Genomic DNA, 17,952 nt, shown 5'->3' with positions numbered 1-17,952 from the left:
GTCAGCGTCCTTCCCGGGGCAGGCCCAGCACGCGCTGGGCGATCACGTTGAGTTGGATCTCGGTGGTGCCGCCGCCGAAGAGGACGGCAGGCAGCCCGAGGTGGTCGATGGCGTGGCCGCCGGCGGTGAGTGCCCCAGCGGGACCGATCACCGCCAGCAGGTCGAAGGTTCCGGCCCGTTGCGCCGAGGCGTTGAACACCTTGGCGACGCTGATCTCGGCTCCGATCTCCATGCCGCCGAGACGCGCCAGGATGGCGCGCAGGTTGAGCGCCGAGAGGGCGTTCTCCCGTGCCGTGCAGCGACCGAGTGCAGCCAGCGCGACGTCGGTGCTGGCCGCGTGGTCGCTGCTCTCGATCACCGCCCGCAGCCGGTGGGCACCGCCGTGGGTCAGCCGGCCGCCCATCTGCAGGCGCTCGTTGGCCAGCGTCGTGGCGGCCAACCGCCAGCCGTGACCGGCCTCCCCCACCAGGCACTCGTCCGGCACGAAGACGTCGTCGAGGAAGACCTCGTTGAACTCGTGCCGGCCGGTGGCCTGCTTGAGCGGCCGCACCTCCACGCCGGGCGAGGCGAGGTCGACCAGGAAGTAGGAGATGCCGCGGTGCTTGGCGGCCGAGGCGTCGGAGCGGGCCAGGCAGATCCCCCACTGCGCCTCGTGCGCGCCGGAGGTCCAGACCTTCTGGCCCTGCAGGCGCCAGCCACCCTCGACCTTGGTGGCCTTGGTCCGCAGCGAGGCGAGGTCGGAGCCGGCGCCCGGCTCGGAGAAGAGCTGGCACCAGAAGATCTCACCGCGCAGGGTCGGTGTCACGAAGCGCTTCTGCTGCTCGGTGGTGCCATGCTCCAACAGGGTGGGCAGCGCCCACTCGCCGATCACCGTGGACGGCTGGCGCAGTCCCCGCTTCGCGAACTCGTCGGCGATCACCGCCTGTTCCTGCACGCCGGCGCCACGGCCGTAGGGCTCGGGATAGTGCGGCGCGATCAGTCCGGCGTCAGCGAGCAGATCAGTGGCCGCTCCCGGGCGGACCCGCTGCCAGCTGGCCTCCGCCTCGTCGTTGTCCGGCTCCCCGGTCACGCGCGAGGCGCTGGTGGTGGCCGGAATCCCCAACGCCTGCACGCGATCGAGCACGGCGCCCACCTCGGCCCGCAGCTCGGGCAGGGCCTCGGGGTCGAGGAAGGAGAAGTCGCGCTGCTCGGTCAGCGCCAGCGCGCCGAGCCAGGCAGCGGTCTCCGCCTCGGTGCCGGCCAGCGCCGACAGCGAGAGCGCGCGTCGCCAGTAGCGGTGCGCATCGTGCTCCCAGGTGAAGCCGATGCCACCCAGCAGGGTGACCAGCTCCAGGGCCACCTCGACGGCAGGGTGGGTGGCGTTCAGGGTCGCCTGGGCAGCGGCGAGCCGTTGCTGGGCAGGGCTCTGCTGCTCGGCACGGGCGGCGTCCCAGGCCGCGGTGGCGGCGACCTCGCTCCTCACCAGCATCAACGCGGCCTTGTGCTGGATCGCCTGGAAGGAGCCGATCGGGCGGTCGAACTGCACCCGCGTCTTGGCGTACTCCACTCCGGTGCGCACCGCCCAGCCGCACAGGCCTGCGGCCTCCGCGGCGAAGAGCGCCGCGACGGCGAGCTCGATCTCGGCGCACTCGCCGGCTGCCACCCGCTGAGCGCTGCCGGGCGCCAGGGCGCCGCCGTCGAGGCGCCCGATCGGGCGGGTGAGGTCGATCCCGTCCTCCTCACGCACCCCTGCGGCGAGCGCTCCGCCGGAGATCAGGAACCACTCGGCGCCTTCGGCACCCTCGGCGCGCACCAGCGCATGGTCGGCGCCGGGCAGGCCGAGCACCGGCGCGCTGACGCCACTCAGCCGTACGGTGCCGTCACCGGCCTCGGCGACCAGGCCGCCGAGCACCAGGGCGCCGCTCCCGCCGTCCGCGAGCTCGGCCAGTGCCGGGTGCTGCGGCGCGAGCCGGGCCAGGGCGTAGGAGGCCAGCACCGAGGGCAGCCAGCGCCCGGGCAGCAGGCCGGCGGCGGTGGACTCGGCGATCACCGCAAGCTCCATCAGTCCGGCACCGGCGCCGCCGGACTCCTCCGGAAGGTGCACGCCGAGAAGACCGGCGGCCACCAGCTCGGGCCAGACCTCGCGGTCGGCGGAGCGGGCCACGAGCTGGGCGACGACGTCGGCCAGGTCGCGATGATCGGCCGTCAAGGCGATGGGCATCTCAGATCCGCTCCAGCAGCACGCAGGTGGTGGCGGCAGCAGCACAGATGGCGACCATCGCGTACTGGGCCTCGCGCCGCTCCAGCTCCTCGATGGCCGTTGCCAGCAGGCGGATCCCGGTCGCTCCGGCCGGATGGCCGAGCGCGATCGCGCCGCCGTTGACGTTGAGCCGATCGTGGTCGATGCCGAGCACCTGGGCGAAGGACATCGGGATCGCGGCGAACGCCTCGTTCACCTCGAAGACCTCGATCTCCTCCAGGGCGATGCCGGTCCGGGCGATCACCCGTTGGGCGGCGAGGATCGGGTTGTCGAGCATGTACTCGAAGTCGCCACCCACCACGGCCTGCCCGAGCACCCGCGCCCTCGGGGTCAGTCCGAGGACCGCTGCGCGCTCGGCGCTGGTCACCAGCGCGGCGCTGGCGCCGTCGGAGACCTGCGAGGAGGTGCCTGCCGTGTGCAGGCCGCCCTCCTTCACGGTCCGCAGCCCGGCCAGGCCCTCCAGGGTGGAGGCGCGCAGGCCTTGGTCACGGGAGACGGTCACCGTGCTGCCGTCGGGCTGCGGGACCTCGACCGGCAGCACCTGCCGGTCGAAGCGGCCCGCGTCCCAGGCTGCCTGGGCCCGCTCCTGGGAGCGGACTCCGAACGCGTCGAGGTCCGCGCGGACCAGGCGACGCCGGAGGGCGATCCGGTCGGCGGCGTCGTACTGGTCCGGGGTGCTCAGCCGCCATCCGGCCGGGCGCGGCGTGCCCAGGCCGAAGCCCTGCTTGTGGGCCAGCGGCACCCTGCTCATCAGCTCGACCCCGCAGGCGACGCCGACGTCGACGGCGCCGGCGGCGACCTGGCCGAGCATCAGCTGGACGCTCTGCGACGCCGTCCCGCACTGGGCCTCGATGGTGGTGCAGCCCGCCTCCGGCGGGAGTCCGGCGTGCACCCATGAGGTGCGGGTGACGTTGCCGAACTGCTCGCCGACCGGGGTGACGCAGCCGCCGATCACCTGGTCGACCTCGCGCGGGTCGACCAGGTTGCGCTCCAGCACGCCGCGCTGCACGTGCCCGAGCAGCTCGGTGGCGTGCAGGGGCGAGACCCAGCCCTCGCGCTTGCCGAACGGGGTGCGGACCAGGTCCACGATCACCGGTGCGCTCATCCCCGCAGCCCCCGCTCCTCCAACAGGTCGAGGCTGATCCGCACCCCACCGGTCAGGTCCGGGTCACAGTCGCAGAGCAGCAGCAGGCCGTCGACCATCTCGTCCATCGACTCGAAGACCGAGGCGTCGAACTTGTCGCCGACCAGCTGGTTGGCGCCCTCGGTGAGCACTCCGAAGCGGGGCTCGACGGTGTTCACCCGGACCCCGGTGCCGTAGAGCTCGGCGCCCAGGCCGTTGGTGATCCGGTTCAGCGCCGCCTTCGAGGCGCCGTAGACCGACATCGCCGTGCCGGGCGGCGGGATGTCGAAGGGCGGCCCGGGGCGCAGGTTGGCGGTGGCGCTGGAGACGTTGACGATCCAGCCCTCGCCGTTGGCGATCATCGCGCCGGCGGCCTGCTGGGCGAGGTCGAGCGGCGCGTGCACGTTCACCTCGAAGGTGAGGTGGCTGCGCTTGGCGGGGTAGTCCAGCAGCGGCTGGTACATCGCCGCAGCGGCGTTGTTGACCAGGATGTCGATGTCACCGCCGAGGGCCTCCGCGGCCCGGGCCACCAGGCCGGCGCGGTCCTCGGGCGAGGAGAGGTCGGCCATCACGGCCTCGACCACGGTGCCGTGCCGGCGGGCGCTCTCGACGACCTCCTTGAGGTTGCCGTCCAGGTGGTCGTGGCGCTCCCAGGTGCGGGCGATGGCGACCACGTCGGCACCGTGCGCGGCGAGCTTGTCGACGACCGCGGCGCCGATCCCCCGGCTGGCGCCGGAGACCAGGGCACGGCGTCCGGCGAAGCGCCGGCTCACAGGTGCTTCTCCGCCATCGAGGCGATCGCATCCGCGATCCGGGCGATGTGCTCCGGCGGCAGGCCGTGGCTCATCCCCAGCGTCATCCCCCGCTCGAAGACCGCGTCCGCCTCCGGCATGCCCTCAGCCGGCACCCGGTGCTCGACACCGGCCATCATCGGGTGCCGGGTGATGTTGCCCGACCACACCGTGCGGGTGTCGATCCCGCACGCGTCCAGGTGCTCCTGCAGGTCCGAGCGCGTGAACGGCGCATCGGCGTTGATCATCACCGGGTAGCAGAGCCAGGCGGTGTCCAGGCCGTCGGTCTCCACCGGGGTGGTGAAGAACTGCGGGAACCGGCTGTACGCATCGGTGTACGCCTGCCAGGTCGCCTTGCGGATCCGGTAGTTGTCGGCCAGCTTGCTCAGCTGCACCACCCCGTAGGCCGCGCCCAGCTCCTGCGGCTCGAAGTTCCACGACATCTCGTCGAAGATGAAGTCGTTGTCGTAGTCGACGCCATCCAGGTCCTCACGGAACACCTTGCCCGCACCCGCGTTCACCCCGAACAGGTTCGGCTCGCTGCGCCGCCCCCAGCGCCGCAGCAGCAACGCCCGGTCGCGCAGCTCGACGTCGTCCATCATCACCATGCCGCCGGTGCCCGCACACGTGATGATGTGCGCCATCGAGAAGCTGGTCACCACGATGTCGGCACGCGCCCCGGTCGGGGTGCCCCGCAACCTCGGGCCCAGCGCGTCGCAGGAGTCCTCGATGACCTTCAGCCCGTGCCGATCCGCGACCTCACGGATCTTGTCCCAGTCCGGGCAGTTGCCCGCCAGGTTCGGCACCAGGATCGCCGAGGTGTTCGGCGTCACCGCCGCCTCGATCTTGTCTTCGTCGATGTTGAACGTGTTCGCCTTCACGTCCACGAACGACGGCACCAACCCGGCCCGCACGATCGGCGCCACATCGGTCGAGAACGTCAGCGGTGAGGTGATCACCTCACTGCCGGCCGGCAGGTCCAACAGCTCGATCGCCAGGTACAGCCCCGAGGAGCCGGAGTTGCACATCACGCCGTACCGCTTGCCCGACAGCTCGGGCACCCGGCGCTCCAGCTCGAACACGTTCTTGCCGATCCGCAGGCCCTGATGCCCACCGTTCAACACACTCAGCACGGCATCGATCTCGGCCTGCCCATGCGTGGCACGGGCATAGGTGATGCGCTCGGTCATCACGTCCTCGCTCTGGAAGGACGTCTCGGGTGCGGTGGTCATTTCTTCTCCAGAAGGTTCAGGGGTGAGTCAGGTCAGTGGTCGGCGGCGAGCACGATGCCGGAGTGCGGCACCGGCGAGCCGCCGGTGACGAGCACGTGGTCGAGGCCCTTGACCGGCTGGTTGACCGAGGTGCCGCGGACCAGCCGCACGCCCTCGGCGATGCCGTTGACGCCGTGGATGTAGCCCTCGCCGAGCTGCCCGCCGTTGGTGTTGATCGGGAGCCGGCCGTCCACCTCGAGGTGGCCGTCGCGGATGAATCCGGGGGCCTCGCCGCGGCCGCAGAAGCCGTACTCCTCCAGCTGCAGCAGCACCATCGGGGTGAAGGCGTCGTAGATGATCGCGGCGTCGATCTCCTCGGCGCCGCGCAGTCCGGCCTGCGCCCAGAGCTGGTCGGCGACCAGCCGGACCTCGGGCATCAGGTCGATGTCCTCGCGGTAGTACGACGACATCGAGATCTGCTGCGGGCCGACGCCTTGGGCGGCGCCGGCGATCAGCACCGGCGGGTGCGGCAGGTCGCGGGCCCGCTCGGCGGAGACGATCACCATCGCCACGCCGCCGTCGGACTCCTGGCAGCAGTCGAGGAGCCGGATCGGGTCCGCGATCATCCGCGACGCCTGGTGCTCCTCCAGGGTGATCGGCCGCTCGTAGAACCAGGCCTTGGGGTTGTTCGCGGCGTGCTTGCGCGAGAGCACCGAGATCCGGCCGAAGTCCTCGCTGGTGGCCCCGAACGTGTGCATGTACCGGCGCGCCAGGAACGCCTCCTGCTGGGCCGGCGTCATCAGGCCGTAGGGGTTGATCCAGTTGCGGTACTCCTGGTCGGTGTTCGCGTTGTAGGCGAAGGGCGGCGGGCCCTGGCCGAAGCGGTGTCCCGAGCGCTCGTTGAAGGCGCGGTAGACGACCACCACGTCGGCGACGCCGGACGCCACGGCGAGCGCTGCCTGCTGCACCGGCGCGCACGCACCGCCACCGCCGTGCGGGATCCGGGAGAAGAACTTCAGCTCCGGGATGCCGAGCGCGCGGGCCACCGCGATCTCCGGGTTGGTCTCCATGGTGAACAGCGCGAAGCCGTCCACCTCCTCCGGCGCGATCTGGGCGTCGGCGAGGGCGGCGAGGGTCGCCTCACAGGCCAGCTGCCACTCGCTGCGCCCGGAATTCTTGGAGAACTCGGTGGCGCCGATGCCCGCGATCGCACTCTGCCGCGCGAAGCCCTTCATCGTCCTGCTCCTTCGTTGCTCGTCGGGTGCGGGCCGACCACGATCCGCGCGGTCACGTGGTTGCCCCGGGCGTTGCGGCCGACGACGGCGACCACCGCTTCGTCTCCGGCCACCTCGACCACCTCACCCGTCATCGTCATCACGTCACCGGGGAAGTTCGGGACGCCGAGACGCAGGCTGACCTTCTTGATCCGGCTGTGCGGGCCGGCCCAGTCGGTGAGGTAGCGGTCGAGGAAGCCGTTCGTGGAGTTGATGGACATGAAGATGTCCGGCGTGCCTCGCCCGGCGGCCTTGCCGGGGTCGTGGTGCACGTCCTCGAAGTCCTGCGAGGCGATCGCGGTGGCCACGATCGTGGTGCGGTCGATCTCGATCTCCAGCGTGGGCAGGACGGTGCCGACGGTGAGGCTGGGCAGTGAGGTCAGGTTCACAGCGGCTCCTCGGTCGCCGGTGCGCCGTCGAGCCCCTGGGCCTGGCCGACCGGGAAGACCCGGGGCAGCCACTCGCCGTGGGCGTGCTCGCCGAACCCGAGCTCGACCTCCATCCCGATCTCCAGCGCGTCCAGGTCGAAGCCGGCCATGTCGGCGACGAAGCGGGTGCCCTCGGCGAGATCCACCAGCGCAACGCCGAGCGGGTAGTCGAAGGCGTCGTCCTTCGGGTGGTGCAGCACCGTCCAGGCGTGCACGGTGCCGCGCCGCGAGGAGACGACGGTGTCCCAGGCGAAGCTGCGGCACACCGGGCAGGCCGGGCCGGGTGGGTGCCGCAGGGTCTGGCAGTCGCTGCAGCGCTGGATCTCCAGGCGACCCGCCGCGGCAGCGTCGAAGAACCAGGCGTTGTCCTGGGTCCGGATCAGGTGCGGCACACCGCTCATGCCTGCGCCTCCTTCTTCATGGTGGGGTTGAAGCGGAGCAGCTTGAAGCGCTCGGTGACCAGCACCTGGTCGTGCTGGTTGCGATAGACCTTGAGCAGGGTGACCCAGCACCCGTGGCCGAGGCCGGTGTACTTGAAGTCGCTGACCGACTCGATGGTGAAGTCGCAGCGCACCCGGTCGCCGACCACGATCTCCTGCTCGTAGGTCTGCTCGACGTCGGTGGCGACCACCGAGGTGTAGCCGTGCTCGTCGAGGATGGCCAGCAGCTGCGAGTACGCGTGGTCCTCGCTGGCGCCGTCCGCACGCAGCTGCTGCACCTCGCGGTAGCGGCGCAGGCCGCTCATCACCCAGGTGGAGACCATGGCCGGCGGGCAGATCAGGCCCGAGCGGCCGGTGGCACGGGCGGCCTCGTCGTCGACGTAGACCGGGTTCTCGTCCTCGTGCGCCTCGACCCAGTTGCGGATCATCGCCGCGTTCGCCGGGTACCGCGACACACGCGGCGGCTCGGCCTCGCGGCCGACGAAGATCCTCAGCCGATCCAACAGGTCCTCGGTGGCGGTGACCATCGGGCCTCCCTTTCACTTGAGCAAGCGCTTGGCCATAACCTAGGAACCCGACCAGCACCGATCGCCCCGACTCCCACTGAGTTGGAGCAGCAACTCCTTGCGGAAGAGGAATTCCATGACCCAGGACCGCCGGACCGAGATCCTCGAACACGCCGCCGACCTGTTCGCCGAACGCGGGGTGGGCGCCACCACCGTGCGCGAGATCGGCGAGCGCGCAGGCGTCTTCTCCGGCAGCCTGTACCACTACTTCGGCTCGAAGAACGCGATCGTCGCCGAGCTCCTCGGCGCCTACATGAGCGACATCCAGCAGCGCTTCACCGCCGCGGTCGAGGCCGCGCGGTCCCCGCGCGAGACGATCGACAACCTGATCGCCGAGACCCTGGCGGTGGTCGACGACCACCCGCGCCCCACCGCGATCTACCAGCAGGACCGCCGCTACCTGCGCGATCACGGCCTGCTCGAGGCGATCGACGGCCCCTCGCGGGAGATGCGCACCCTGTGGCTGCGGGCGATCGAGGACGGCGTCGCCGACGGCACCTTCCGCGACGACGTCCCCGCCGAGACGTTCTACCGCGCCGTGCGCGATGCCCTGTGGGCCAGCCGGCACTGGCCCAACCGCGACGCCTACACGCGTGCCGAGTTCACCGCGCAGATGTCGCAGATCTTCCTCGGGGGCTACCTGCGATGAGCGACCGCGAGGAGTGGCTGGCCCTGCTCGACGACCTGGCCGCGCGGCGCAGCGCCGCCCGCCGGATGGGCGGCGCGGAGAAGGTGCGCCGGTACGGCTCCACCGGCCGGCTGCACAGCCGGGCCCGGATCGAGGCGTTCCTCGACCCGGGCTCCTTCGTCGAGCTGGGCACCCTGGCCGGCGACCCCGAGACCCCGAGCGACGCCTTCGTCGCCGGCAGCGGAACCGTCGCCGGGCGCCCGGTCCTGGTCGGCTCGGAGGACTTCACCGTGGCCGGCGGCTCGATCGGGATCGCGGCCGCCAGCAAGCGCTACCGGCTGGCCCACCTGGCCCGCCAGGAGCACCTGCCGCTGGTGATGATGCTGGAGGGCGCCGGGCACCGCGCCACCAACGCGCTCGCCACCCACCGCCCGGCTCCCAACGACCTCCAGGCCGCCGCCGAGCTGGCCGGGATCGTGCCGACCGCCGCGGTCGTCGTCGGCCCCTCGGCCGGCCACGGCGCCCTCGCGGCACCCCTGTCCGACTTCGTGGTGATGGTGGCCGGCGACGGCGCCCTGTTCACCGCCGGACCACCGCTGGTGGAGGCATCCCTGGGCGAGCGGATCGACAAGGAGGCACTCGGCGGCAGCCAGGTCCATGCCGTGCTCAGCGGCGTCGCCCACCGCGTCGCGGCGACGCCGGCCGAGGCACTCGGCCTGGTCCGCACCTACCTGTCCTACTTCGGCTCCAGCGCCTGGCAGCGGCCGCCGGTGCACGAGGACGCCGAGCAGGAGCGCGCGCTGCCCGAGCTGTTGGACCTGATCCCGGTGAACTCCCGGCGTCCCTACGACATGCGTCCGGTGCTCGCCAGCATCCTCGACGCCGACAGCGTCTTCGAGGTGCAGCCCGACCACGCCACGTCGATCGTCACCGTCCTGGCCCGCCTCGGTGGGCAGCCGGTCGCCGTGGTCGCCAACCAGCCCAAGGTGTTGGCCGGATCGATCGACGTCGCCGCTGCCGAGAAGGCGGCCCGGTTCATCGAGATCACCAGCGCCTTCCACCTGCCCCTGCTGCTGATCGCCGACAACCCCGGGGTGCTGGCGGGCAGCGCCTCCGAGCAGGCCGGCATACTGCGCAGCTCCGCGCGGATGTTCGCCGCCCAGCACCGCAGCGGCGTCCCCAAGCTGCACCTGAGCGTGCGCAAGGCGTTCGGCTTCGGCTCCTCGGTGATGGGGATGAACGCCTTCGACGACCAGACCGTCTCCCTGGCCTTCCCCGGCGTCACCCTTGGCGGCATCCCGGCGGGCGTGGGTGGGCGGACCGCGAAGGCGTCGGCGGCCACCCAGGAGGCGCTCACCGCCAACGAGGCGGCAGGCCCCTGGCGGCTCGCCTCCAGCGTCACCTACGACGAGGTGATCGACCCACGCGAGACCCGCAACGCGCTGCTTGCCGGGCTGCGCCTGGCCTCGGTCCGGCTCACCGAGCCGGTGGCTCCTCGCCAGCGCACCGGCTACCTGCGCTGAGCCACCATCTGCTCCGACAGGCTCCACAGCGCCTGGGCCTTCGCGGTGTCGCAGGCCCAGGCGGCGACGTCCTCGCTGACCGCACAGTCCGCGAGATAGAGCCCACCGCGTCCGGCCAGCTCGGGAGCGGTCGCCGCCCAGATCGCCGTCGCTGCGCCCTCGGCGGGCGTCGCGAAGCTCATCCGCTGCGGGGCGCCCGGCCGGGCAGCCGACATCGTGGCCATCGCCTTGAAGTCGGCGCGGTCCATGTGCCGGGCGAGGTCGGTGGCCACGTTGCCGGGGTGCACCGCGAAGGCCCGCACGCCGTCGTCGAGCCAGCGCCGGTCCAGCTCCGAGCTGAACCAGATGTTCGCCGTCTTCGAGGCGCCGTAGGCGGCGAACTTGTCGTAGGTGCGATGCTGCCAGTCCGGGTCCTCCAGATCCGGCTCGGCGATCTTGTGGCCCGCCGAGGTGAGGTTCACGATGCGGGCTCCGCCCTGGCGCAGCAAGGGCTCCAGGGCCAGCGTGAAGGCGAAGTGCCCGAGGTGGTTGGTGCCGAACTGCAGCTCGTGGCCGTCGACGGTGTGGCCGAACGGGGTGAACATCACCCCGGCGTTGTTGATCAACAGGTCGATCCGGTCCACCTGGCTCATCAGCTGCTCGGCCCCGGCATGCACCGAGGCGAGGTCCGCGAGGTCGGCGAGCAGGCCGTGCGCGCCCCGCTCCCCCGAGCTCACCTGCTGGACCCGGCTGACGGCGTCACGCAGGCGCCCGGGATCCCGACCGGTCAGCACCACCTGGGCGCCGCGCGCGGCCAACGCCTCCGCAGTGGCCAGGCCCATCCCGGTGGTCGCGCCGGTGACCACCGCGACCCGGCCGGCCAGGTCAGAGCCGCTCAAGGATCGCGCCCGTCGCCTGCGCACCGCCGGTGCAGATCGCGACCATGCCGAACTGGGCGTCCCGCCGCTCCAGCTCGTCGATGACGTTGGCGATCAGCCGGATGCCGGTCGAGCCGACCGGGTGACCGATCGCGATCGCGCCGCCGTTGACGTTGAGCCGCTCCGGGTCGATGCCGTGCACCTGCGCGAAGGACATCGGCACCGCCGCGAAGGCCTCGTTGACCTCGAAGACGTCGATGTCCGCCACGCTCATCCCGGTCCGGGCCAGCAACCGCTCGCCGGCGCGGACCGGCCCGTCGAGCAGGTAGCGCGGCTCGGCGCCGACCAGGGTCTGGGCCACGATCCGGGCCCGAGGACGCAGCCCGAGGTCGCGGGCGCGCTGCTCGTCCATCAGCACCGCGGCAGTCGCGCCGTCCGAGATCTGCGAGGCGGTGCCGGCCGTGTGCAGCCCGCCCTCGCGGATCGGCGCAAGGGCGCCCAGCGCCTCCAGGCTGGTGTCGCGCAAGCCCTGGTCGCGGTTGACCATGGTGCCGTCGGGCAGGGTCACCTGGAGGATCTGGCGCTCCACCCGTCCCTCGTCCCAGGCGGCGCGGGCCAGCTGCTGGGAGCGCAGGCCGAAGGCGTCCAGGTCCGCGCGGGTGAGCCCGCGGCGCTCGGCGATCCGGTCCGCGGCCTCGAACTGCGCCGGCAGGTCCACGGTCCAGTTGTCGGGCCGCGGCCGGCCGACCTCGCCGAGGTTCGCGAGCAGCGGCACCCGGGTCATCGCCTCGACGCCACAGGCCAGGCCCACCTCGGCCACACCGGCAGCGATCTGGGCGGCCAGCAGGTTGACCGCGTGCTGCGCGGAGCCGCACTGCACGTCGATCGTGGTCACGCCGGTCTCTTCGGACAGGCCGGCGTGCAGCCACGCGAAGCGGCCGACGTTGCCCGACTGCTCGCCCGCCTGGGTCACGCACCCGGCGATCACCTGGTCGACCTCGGCAGGGTCCACCCCGGCGCGGGCCAGCGCCGCGCGCTGGGTGTCGGCGAGCAGCTGCACGGCGTGCACGTCGCCGAGCACGCCGCCGCGCTTGCCGTAGGGGGTTCGCGCCGCATCGACGATGACGGGCTGGGGCATGGCGACTCCTCGCGGTGACGTCGGGCCCGCACCGGGCCCGCGAAGGCTGGAACATCAGCACGGTAGGGACATTCGGGCCGAGCGCCGACAAGCGATCCCAGCCATCGAAACCATGCCCCGGTCCCGGCCCTCGGGCTCCCTAGGGTCGCCACCATGAGCAGAGTCAGCGTGGTCACCGGAGGCGCCCTCGGCATCGGCGGCGCGATCAGTCGTCGTCTCGCAGCCGACGGCGACACCGTGCTGCTGGTGGACGTCGACGCCGATGCGGCGCGAGCCACCGCCGCCGAGATCGCCGCCGTCGGCGGCAGCGTCGAGGTGATCGTCGGCGACGTCAGTGCCGAGGCCACGGTGGCCGAGGTCGCGGCGGCCGTCACCCGTCACGGACGCGTCGACGTGCTGGTCAACAACGTCGGCGACTTCCGCCCGGCGTCGAAGACCTTCGCGCACTCCACGCCGGAGCAGTGGCAGCGCCTGTACGAGGTCAACCTGCACCACGTGTTCTCGATGACCCACGCCCTGCTGCCGACGATGGTCGCGCAGGGGTCGGGTGCGATCGTGAACAACTCCACCGTGGAGGCCTTCCGTGGCATCCCCGGCCACGCCGTCTACTCGGCCTACAACGCCGGCGTCTCCGCCTTCACCAAGAGCCTCGCCGTCGAGGTCGGCCGGCACGGCATCCGGGTGAACGCGATCGCACCCGACCTGGCCGACACCCCGCAGACCTCGGTAGCGGCGATGCTGCGCGGGCGCGACCCCGAGCTGGTCAAGCACTGGATCCCGCTCGGGCACTTCGGCGAGGTCGCCGACTATGCGGCGGTGGTGGCCTTCCTCGCCTCCGACCAGGCCCGCTTCGTCACCGGGCACACCGTCCCCGTCGACGGCGGCACCCTGGCCGCGTCGGGCTGGTACGGCCGCCTCGACGGCAAGGGCTGGACGAACATGCCCGACCAGCCCTGAGACGCGGTCAGCGAGGCAGCCTGAGCACCCGCTGAGCGATCACGTTGAGTTGGATCTCAACCGTGCCGCCACCGAAGAGCACGGCCGGCACCCCGAGCGCCTCGGCGGCGAAGCCACCGATCGAGGTGGCGCCGATCGGACCGACGACCGCCAACTGGTCACGGGTGTTCGCCCGCTGGGCCAGGGCGCTGAACACCTTGGCCACGCTCACCTCAGCGCCCGGCTGACCGCCGTTGACCCGGGCCAGGACACTGCGCACGCTCATCGCCGAGAGCGCGATCTCCCGTGCCACGCAACGGCCGAGGGCACGCAGCGCGCCCGGATCGCTGTCGGCTCCACGTCCGGCACGCAGATGCTCGGCGAGCCCGGCGGCGGCACCGTGCTGGAAGCGACTGCCGATGCTGACCCGCTCGTTGCCGAGCGTGGTCGCGGTCAGCCGCCAGCCGTCGCCGGGGCTGCCGACCAGGCAGCCGTCGGGCACGAAGACGTCGTCGAGGAAGACCTCGTTGAACTCCGCGCGCCCGGTCGCCTGACGCAGCGGGCGCACCTCGATGCCCGGCGAGGTCATGTCGACGAGGAAGTAGGAGATGCCCTGGTGCTTGGGGGCGTCCGGATCGGTCCGGGCCAGGCAGACGCCCCAGTCCGCGAGGTGCGCACCCGAGGTCCACACCTTCTGTCCCTGCAGCCGCCAGCCGCCGTCCACCTTCGTCGCCCGGGTGCTCAACGCGGCCAGGTCGGAGCCCGCGCCCGGCTCGCTGAACAGCTGGCACCACACCACGTGGCCGCGCAGGGTGGCGTCGACGAACCGCTCCTGCTGGGCCGGATCGCCGTGCGCCAGCAGGGTCGGCAGCACCCACTCGCCGATCACGGTGCTCGGCGGGGTCAGCCCGCGCCGGTCGAACTCGTCGGCGATCACGGCCTGCTCGATGACGCCCGCAGCGCGGCCGTACGGCGCCGGATAGTGCGGTGCCACCAGGCGGGCATCGGCCAGCAGGTCCGCGACCGGGCCCGGCTCCAAGCGGTTCCACGCAGTGGAGGTCAGCGACGACTCCAGCTGCGCGACCCGGTCCAGGACGTCGGCGATCTCCGCGCGCAGCGCCGGCTCCCGGTCAGCCTCCAGGAAGCCGAAGTCACGCTCCGTGCTCAACGCCTGCACGCCGAGGCGGCCCTCCCAGGCGTCAAGCTCGCCGACCATCGCCGCCACGCTGATCGCCCGCCGCCAGTAGAGGTGGGCGTCGTGCTCCCAGGTGAAGCCGATGCCTCCGAGCAGCGTGATCGCCTCCAGCGCGACCTCGACCGCCGGATGCACGCCCGTGATCGCGGCCTGCGCGGCCGCCAGCCGCTGTTGGGCCGGCACGTCCGTCTCGGCGCGCGCGGCGTCCCAGGCCGAGGCGGCGGCGACCTCCGCTCGCACCAGCATCATCGCGGCCTTGTGCTGGACCGCCTGGAAGGCACCGACCGGCCGGCCGAACTGGTGACGCGTGCCCACGTAGGCGACCGCGGTCTCCACCGCCCAGGCCGCGACACCGGCAGCCTCGGCAGCAAGCAGCGCATTCACCAGCAGGTCCACCCGGGCGCCGATCGCGTCGCCGTCCCCGGTCACCGCGAGCGGCGTCAGCACCCCCAGCGTCGCGCCGTCCACGCGGCCGACCGAGCGGGTCAGGTCCACCGGCTCGTCGACGAGCACCGGCTGCGCGCCGTCCAGCAGGAACCAGAGCCGTCCCTCGTCGGCGTCCGCGGCGACCAGCAGCCAGCGCGCACCGGGCACGCCGAGGGCGGGGTCGCTGACCCCGTCGAGGCGCCAGCCCTCGCCGTCACGGCGCGCGGTCAGCCCCCGTAGGACCAGGGCGCCGCTGTCGCCGTCAGCGAACCGGGCGAGCGCCGGATGCCCGGGCACGAGCAGCTGCAGCGCCCCCGAGGCGAGCACCGTGGGCAGCCAGCCGCCCGGGACCAGCGCGCGGCCGGCGGCCTCGGCGACCACCGCCAGCTCGGCAAGGCCCGCTCCCCCACCGCCCAGCTCCTCGGGCAGGTGCAGGGCGTGCAGGCCGTGGTCGACCAACGCCTTCGACGCCGGCGGCTCGGCACCGGCAGCCAGCTCGGCGAACCGCTCCCGGGTGTCGGCGAGGCCGGCGTGCCGTGCGGCCAGTCCGGCCACCATCTCGGACAGGGCACGTGCGTCGTCGTCAAGGGCGAAGGGCATCGGGCATCCTCACTTCGTTGCGGAGTAGATCGAGCCGAGGGCGCTGACGGCCAACGTCGCCTGGACGGCCCGGCGGAAGCGACGCGGGCTGAGCCGGGAGAAGACCTTGTCACCGATCAGCCAGCCCAGTGGCGCACCGAGCGCGCCCGCGACGCCGATCACCAGCGCCGTCTGGCCGACCTGGCCCAGGGCCAGGAAGAGCCCGAGCGCCACGACGTCCTGGACCACGAACGCGGCCTGCAGGGTGGCGCGCTGCTGCCGGGGCTCCAGGTCGGTGCCCTGCACGGTGAGCACCAGGGCCGGGCCGTTGAGTCCGGTGGAGGTGAGCAGGGCGCCGCTGGCCAATCCGCCGATCCGCTGCCCGAACGGTCCGATCCGCGGTCGCTCGACGGCGGCGACCACGATCACCCCGAGCAGCATGGCCGCGGCGACCAGCAGCGCGAGCTGCCTCTCGGATACCGCCAGCAGCAGTGCGGCCCCCGCCGGCAGGCCGAGCAGCGCCGGCAGACTGAGCCGCCGGGTCAGGACCGTGTCGACGTGGGCGCGCTCGCGCCACCAGACGCGTCCGCAGAGCGCCAGGCTGACCAGGACGCTGGAGACCACGGCCGGCACCGCGCCGACCAGCGGGATCAGCACCGGCACTGCGACCACGGTCATCCCGAAGCCGACCGCGGCCTGGACGGCCGAGGCCACCACATAGACCGCGAAACCCAACGCGAACAACTCGATGAGCTCCACGACGCTCCTGCTACTCGACACCTCCGGCTACGTCACCGGCCCGGCCAAGCAGATCGGAAGGCAATGCCTGTCATCCGCAACCTTCCCAGTGAGTGGGATCACAGAAAAGTGGTGATCCGGCCCACATCTAGCGTGACCCATGACACATCGGCGGGGGGCGAGGTCCACCGCGCACGAACCCATGGAGGATTCAGTGAGGATTCGCACCACGACACTTACCCGTGTTGGCGCCGCACTCTTGGCGAGCACGCTGCTCGTGGCGGGATGTGCCGACTCGGGCGGTGACAACGACAAGGACAGCAACGCCGGGGGCAGCAGCGGCAAGCTCTCCCTCGACGAGATCTACGCCGAGGGCATCTATGGCCCCGAGGCGCCCGGTGACCCCAAGAGCGGTGGCCAGCTGACCGTCGGCGAGTACGCCGAGGCCCGCAGCCTGGACCCGACCGTCACCATCCCGAACGGTGCCGTCGGCGCCTCCGCGATGGCAGCCGTCTACGACGTGCTGATGCGTTGGGACTCCGAGAAGCAGGAGTTCGTCCCGCAGCTCGCCGAGTCGCTGACCTCCGAGGACAACAAGACCTGGACCCTCAAGCTGCGCGAGGGGGTGAAGTTCACCGACGGCACGCCGCTGAACTCCGCCGCCGTGCTCGGCAGCATCGGCTACTACATGCAGAACCAGGGCTTCAACGTCCTGCTCCTGCACACCAACATCAAGGCGATGACCCCGGTCGACGAGACCACGGTCAAGTTCGAGCTCAACGCTCCGTGGGCGACCTTCCCGAACATGCTCGCCACAGGCCCCGGCATGGTGGTCGCCCCGGCCGCGATCAAGGGCGGCCAGAAGGGCTTCAAGCCGATCGGCGCCGGCCCGTTCAAGTTCGACTCCTACAAGCCCGCCGAGGAGCTCATCCTCAAGCGCAACGACGACTACTTCGGCGACAAGGCGTACCTGGACTCGCTCCGCTTCGTCTTCCCGGCCTCGGACGACGCCCGCTACGACGCGCTCAAGAACGGTGACTACGACCAGATCGCGATCCGCTCCAACCCGGTCGTCGAGACCGCCCGCCAGGACGGCGCCGCCGGTGCGCTGATCCCGAGCGGCCTGGGCATGATGTTCTGGCTGAACAACCGCGAGGGCCACGCGGGCAGCGACGTCCGCATTCGCAAGGCGATCGCGATGACGATCGACCCGGAGAAGTACCTGGCCCGCGCCCAGGGCGGCCACGGCATCCCGTCGCGCAACATCTACTCGCAGTCGGCCCCGTACTTCACCGAGATCGACGAGCTGCAGACCGACATCGAGGCCGCCAAGAAGCTGGTCGCCGAGGCGAAGGCGGACGGCGCCAAGACCTCGCTCACCTACATCGGCCAGTCCGACCAGGCCTCCAAGACCGCCTCGGTCACCGTCCAGGCGATGCTCAAGGAGATCGGCATCGACATGAAGGTCGAGCTGCTCAACTCGGTCACCGACCAGACCACGCGGATCTACGTGACCCACGACTACGACATGGCCACCTCGTCGATGTCGATCCCGTCCGAGGACCCGTTCGCCCGCTTCTCCAGCCAGCTGGTCGGCGCCTCCCCGGCCAACCCGAGCGGCTACAGCAACCCGGAGATGGACAAGCTGATCTTCCAGCTCCAGGGCGAGACCGGCGAGGAGCAGAAGGCCACCCTGCAGCAGATCAACGAGATGTGGCAGGAGGAGAACCCCGGCATCGCGATCTCGCCCGGCTCCTTCTTCTTCGCCTGGGCCGACAACGTGCACGGCATCGTGCCCACCAGCGAGACCCTGCTCCTCTACGGCAAGGCGTGGAAGAGCTGACCCAGCGGATCTGACCC

Annotated in this window: 16 protein-coding genes; 4 read left to right on the top strand and 12 right to left on the bottom strand. The window is 71.8% G+C overall.

The genetic code is table 11. The features are described from left to right. Position 1: 1 nt before the first annotated feature. The 8 genes from ABD151_RS12645 to ABD151_RS12610 are packed head-to-tail and all read right to left on the bottom strand — an operon-like array spanning position 2 to position 8,033. Complete coding sequence (locus tag ABD151_RS12645; RefSeq protein WP_343994866.1) at positions 2-2,200, bottom strand: acyl-CoA dehydrogenase family protein; 2,199 nt, start codon at positions 2,198-2,200, stop codon at positions 2-4. Between the two features lies 1 nt (position 2,201). After that, on the bottom strand, positions 2,202-3,344 hold the full coding sequence (locus ABD151_RS12640; RefSeq protein ID WP_343994864.1) for a steroid 3-ketoacyl-CoA thiolase: 1,143 nt from the start codon (positions 3,342-3,344) through the stop codon (positions 2,202-2,204). Then, entirely contained in the window at positions 3,341-4,135 is a 795-nt protein-coding gene (locus tag ABD151_RS12635) for an SDR family NAD(P)-dependent oxidoreductase (RefSeq protein ID WP_343994862.1), read from the bottom strand. The genes ABD151_RS12640 and ABD151_RS12635 overlap by 4 nt, the downstream gene beginning before the upstream one ends. Beyond that, on the bottom strand, positions 4,132-5,385 hold the full coding sequence (locus ABD151_RS12630; RefSeq protein WP_343994860.1) for a DegT/DnrJ/EryC1/StrS family aminotransferase: 1,254 nt from the start codon (positions 5,383-5,385) through the stop codon (positions 4,132-4,134). Before ABD151_RS12630 ends, ABD151_RS12635 begins: the two co-directional genes overlap by 4 nt. A gap of 32 nt (positions 5,386-5,417) precedes the next feature. After that, positions 5,418-6,599, bottom strand: a complete 1,182-nt coding sequence (locus ABD151_RS12625; RefSeq protein ID WP_343994858.1) for a lipid-transfer protein — start codon at positions 6,597-6,599, stop codon at positions 5,418-5,420. Continuing rightward, the gene (locus tag ABD151_RS12620) at positions 6,596-7,027 is read right to left on the bottom strand and encodes a hotdog family protein (RefSeq protein ID WP_343994856.1); all 432 of its coding nucleotides are present in this window, start codon (positions 7,025-7,027) and stop codon (positions 6,596-6,598) included. The genes ABD151_RS12625 and ABD151_RS12620 overlap by 4 nt, the downstream gene beginning before the upstream one ends. After that, entirely contained in the window at positions 7,024-7,467 is a 444-nt protein-coding gene (locus tag ABD151_RS12615) for a Zn-ribbon domain-containing OB-fold protein (RefSeq protein ID WP_343994854.1), read from the bottom strand. The genes ABD151_RS12620 and ABD151_RS12615 overlap by 4 nt, the downstream gene beginning before the upstream one ends. Beyond that, positions 7,464-8,033, bottom strand: a complete 570-nt coding sequence (locus ABD151_RS12610; RefSeq protein WP_343994852.1) for an FAS1-like dehydratase domain-containing protein — start codon at positions 8,031-8,033, stop codon at positions 7,464-7,466. The genes ABD151_RS12615 and ABD151_RS12610 overlap by 4 nt, the downstream gene beginning before the upstream one ends. Positions 8,034-8,148: 115 nt before the next feature. Between ABD151_RS12610 and ABD151_RS12605 the strand changes: the two genes are divergently transcribed. Both ABD151_RS12605 and ABD151_RS12600 read left to right on the top strand, forming a co-directional pair. After that, positions 8,149-8,721, top strand: coding sequence for a TetR/AcrR family transcriptional regulator (locus ABD151_RS12605; protein ID WP_343994850.1), 573 nt, complete (start codon positions 8,149-8,151; stop codon positions 8,719-8,721). Next, positions 8,718-10,223, top strand: a complete 1,506-nt coding sequence (locus ABD151_RS12600; RefSeq protein ID WP_343994848.1) for an acyl-CoA carboxylase subunit beta — start codon at positions 8,718-8,720, stop codon at positions 10,221-10,223. Before ABD151_RS12605 ends, ABD151_RS12600 begins: the two co-directional genes overlap by 4 nt. Here ABD151_RS12600 and ABD151_RS12595 read toward each other — a convergent pair. Next, the gene (locus tag ABD151_RS12595; protein ID WP_343994846.1) at positions 10,211-11,101 is read right to left on the bottom strand and encodes an SDR family NAD(P)-dependent oxidoreductase; all 891 of its coding nucleotides are present in this window, start codon (positions 11,099-11,101) and stop codon (positions 10,211-10,213) included. The two genes, ABD151_RS12600 and ABD151_RS12595, sit on opposite strands and share 13 nt — an antisense overlap. Continuing rightward, complete coding sequence (locus ABD151_RS12590; RefSeq protein WP_343994844.1) at positions 11,088-12,218, bottom strand: steroid 3-ketoacyl-CoA thiolase; 1,131 nt, start codon at positions 12,216-12,218, stop codon at positions 11,088-11,090. The genes ABD151_RS12595 and ABD151_RS12590 overlap by 14 nt, the downstream gene beginning before the upstream one ends. Positions 12,219-12,371: 153 nt before the next feature. On the opposite strand from ABD151_RS12590, the gene ABD151_RS12585 reads away from it, so the two are divergent. Beyond that, positions 12,372-13,175 carry an SDR family NAD(P)-dependent oxidoreductase gene (locus ABD151_RS12585; protein WP_343994842.1) on the top strand — a complete coding sequence of 268 codons (804 nt, stop codon included), beginning with the start codon at positions 12,372-12,374 and terminating at the stop codon, positions 13,173-13,175. Between the two features lie 7 nt (positions 13,176-13,182). Here the strand turns inward: ABD151_RS12585 and ABD151_RS12580 are convergent, their stop codons facing one another. Together ABD151_RS12580 and ABD151_RS12575 are read right to left on the bottom strand one after the other, a co-directional pair. Next, on the bottom strand, positions 13,183-15,375 hold the full coding sequence (locus ABD151_RS12580) for an acyl-CoA dehydrogenase family protein (protein WP_343994840.1): 2,193 nt from the start codon (positions 15,373-15,375) through the stop codon (positions 13,183-13,185). A gap of 9 nt (positions 15,376-15,384) precedes the next feature. Next, a complete protein-coding gene (locus tag ABD151_RS12575) occupies positions 15,385-16,113 on the bottom strand; it encodes a sulfite exporter TauE/SafE family protein (RefSeq protein WP_343994838.1) in 729 nt (242 codons plus the stop codon). A 193-nt stretch (positions 16,114-16,306) separates the two neighbouring features. Between ABD151_RS12575 and ABD151_RS12570 the strand changes: the two genes are divergently transcribed. Next, positions 16,307-17,935, top strand: a complete 1,629-nt coding sequence (locus tag ABD151_RS12570) for an ABC transporter substrate-binding protein (RefSeq protein WP_343994836.1) — start codon at positions 16,307-16,309, stop codon at positions 17,933-17,935. Positions 17,936-17,952 lie beyond the last annotated feature (17 nt).

The organism is Nocardioides dubius (genome assembly GCF_039528155.1).
GTDB classification, from domain to species: Bacteria; Actinomycetota; Actinomycetes; order Propionibacteriales; family Nocardioidaceae; genus Nocardioides; species Nocardioides dubius.
The sequence above is the reverse complement of the archived record's forward strand: the minus strand, read 5'-3'. Positions and strand labels throughout refer to the sequence as shown.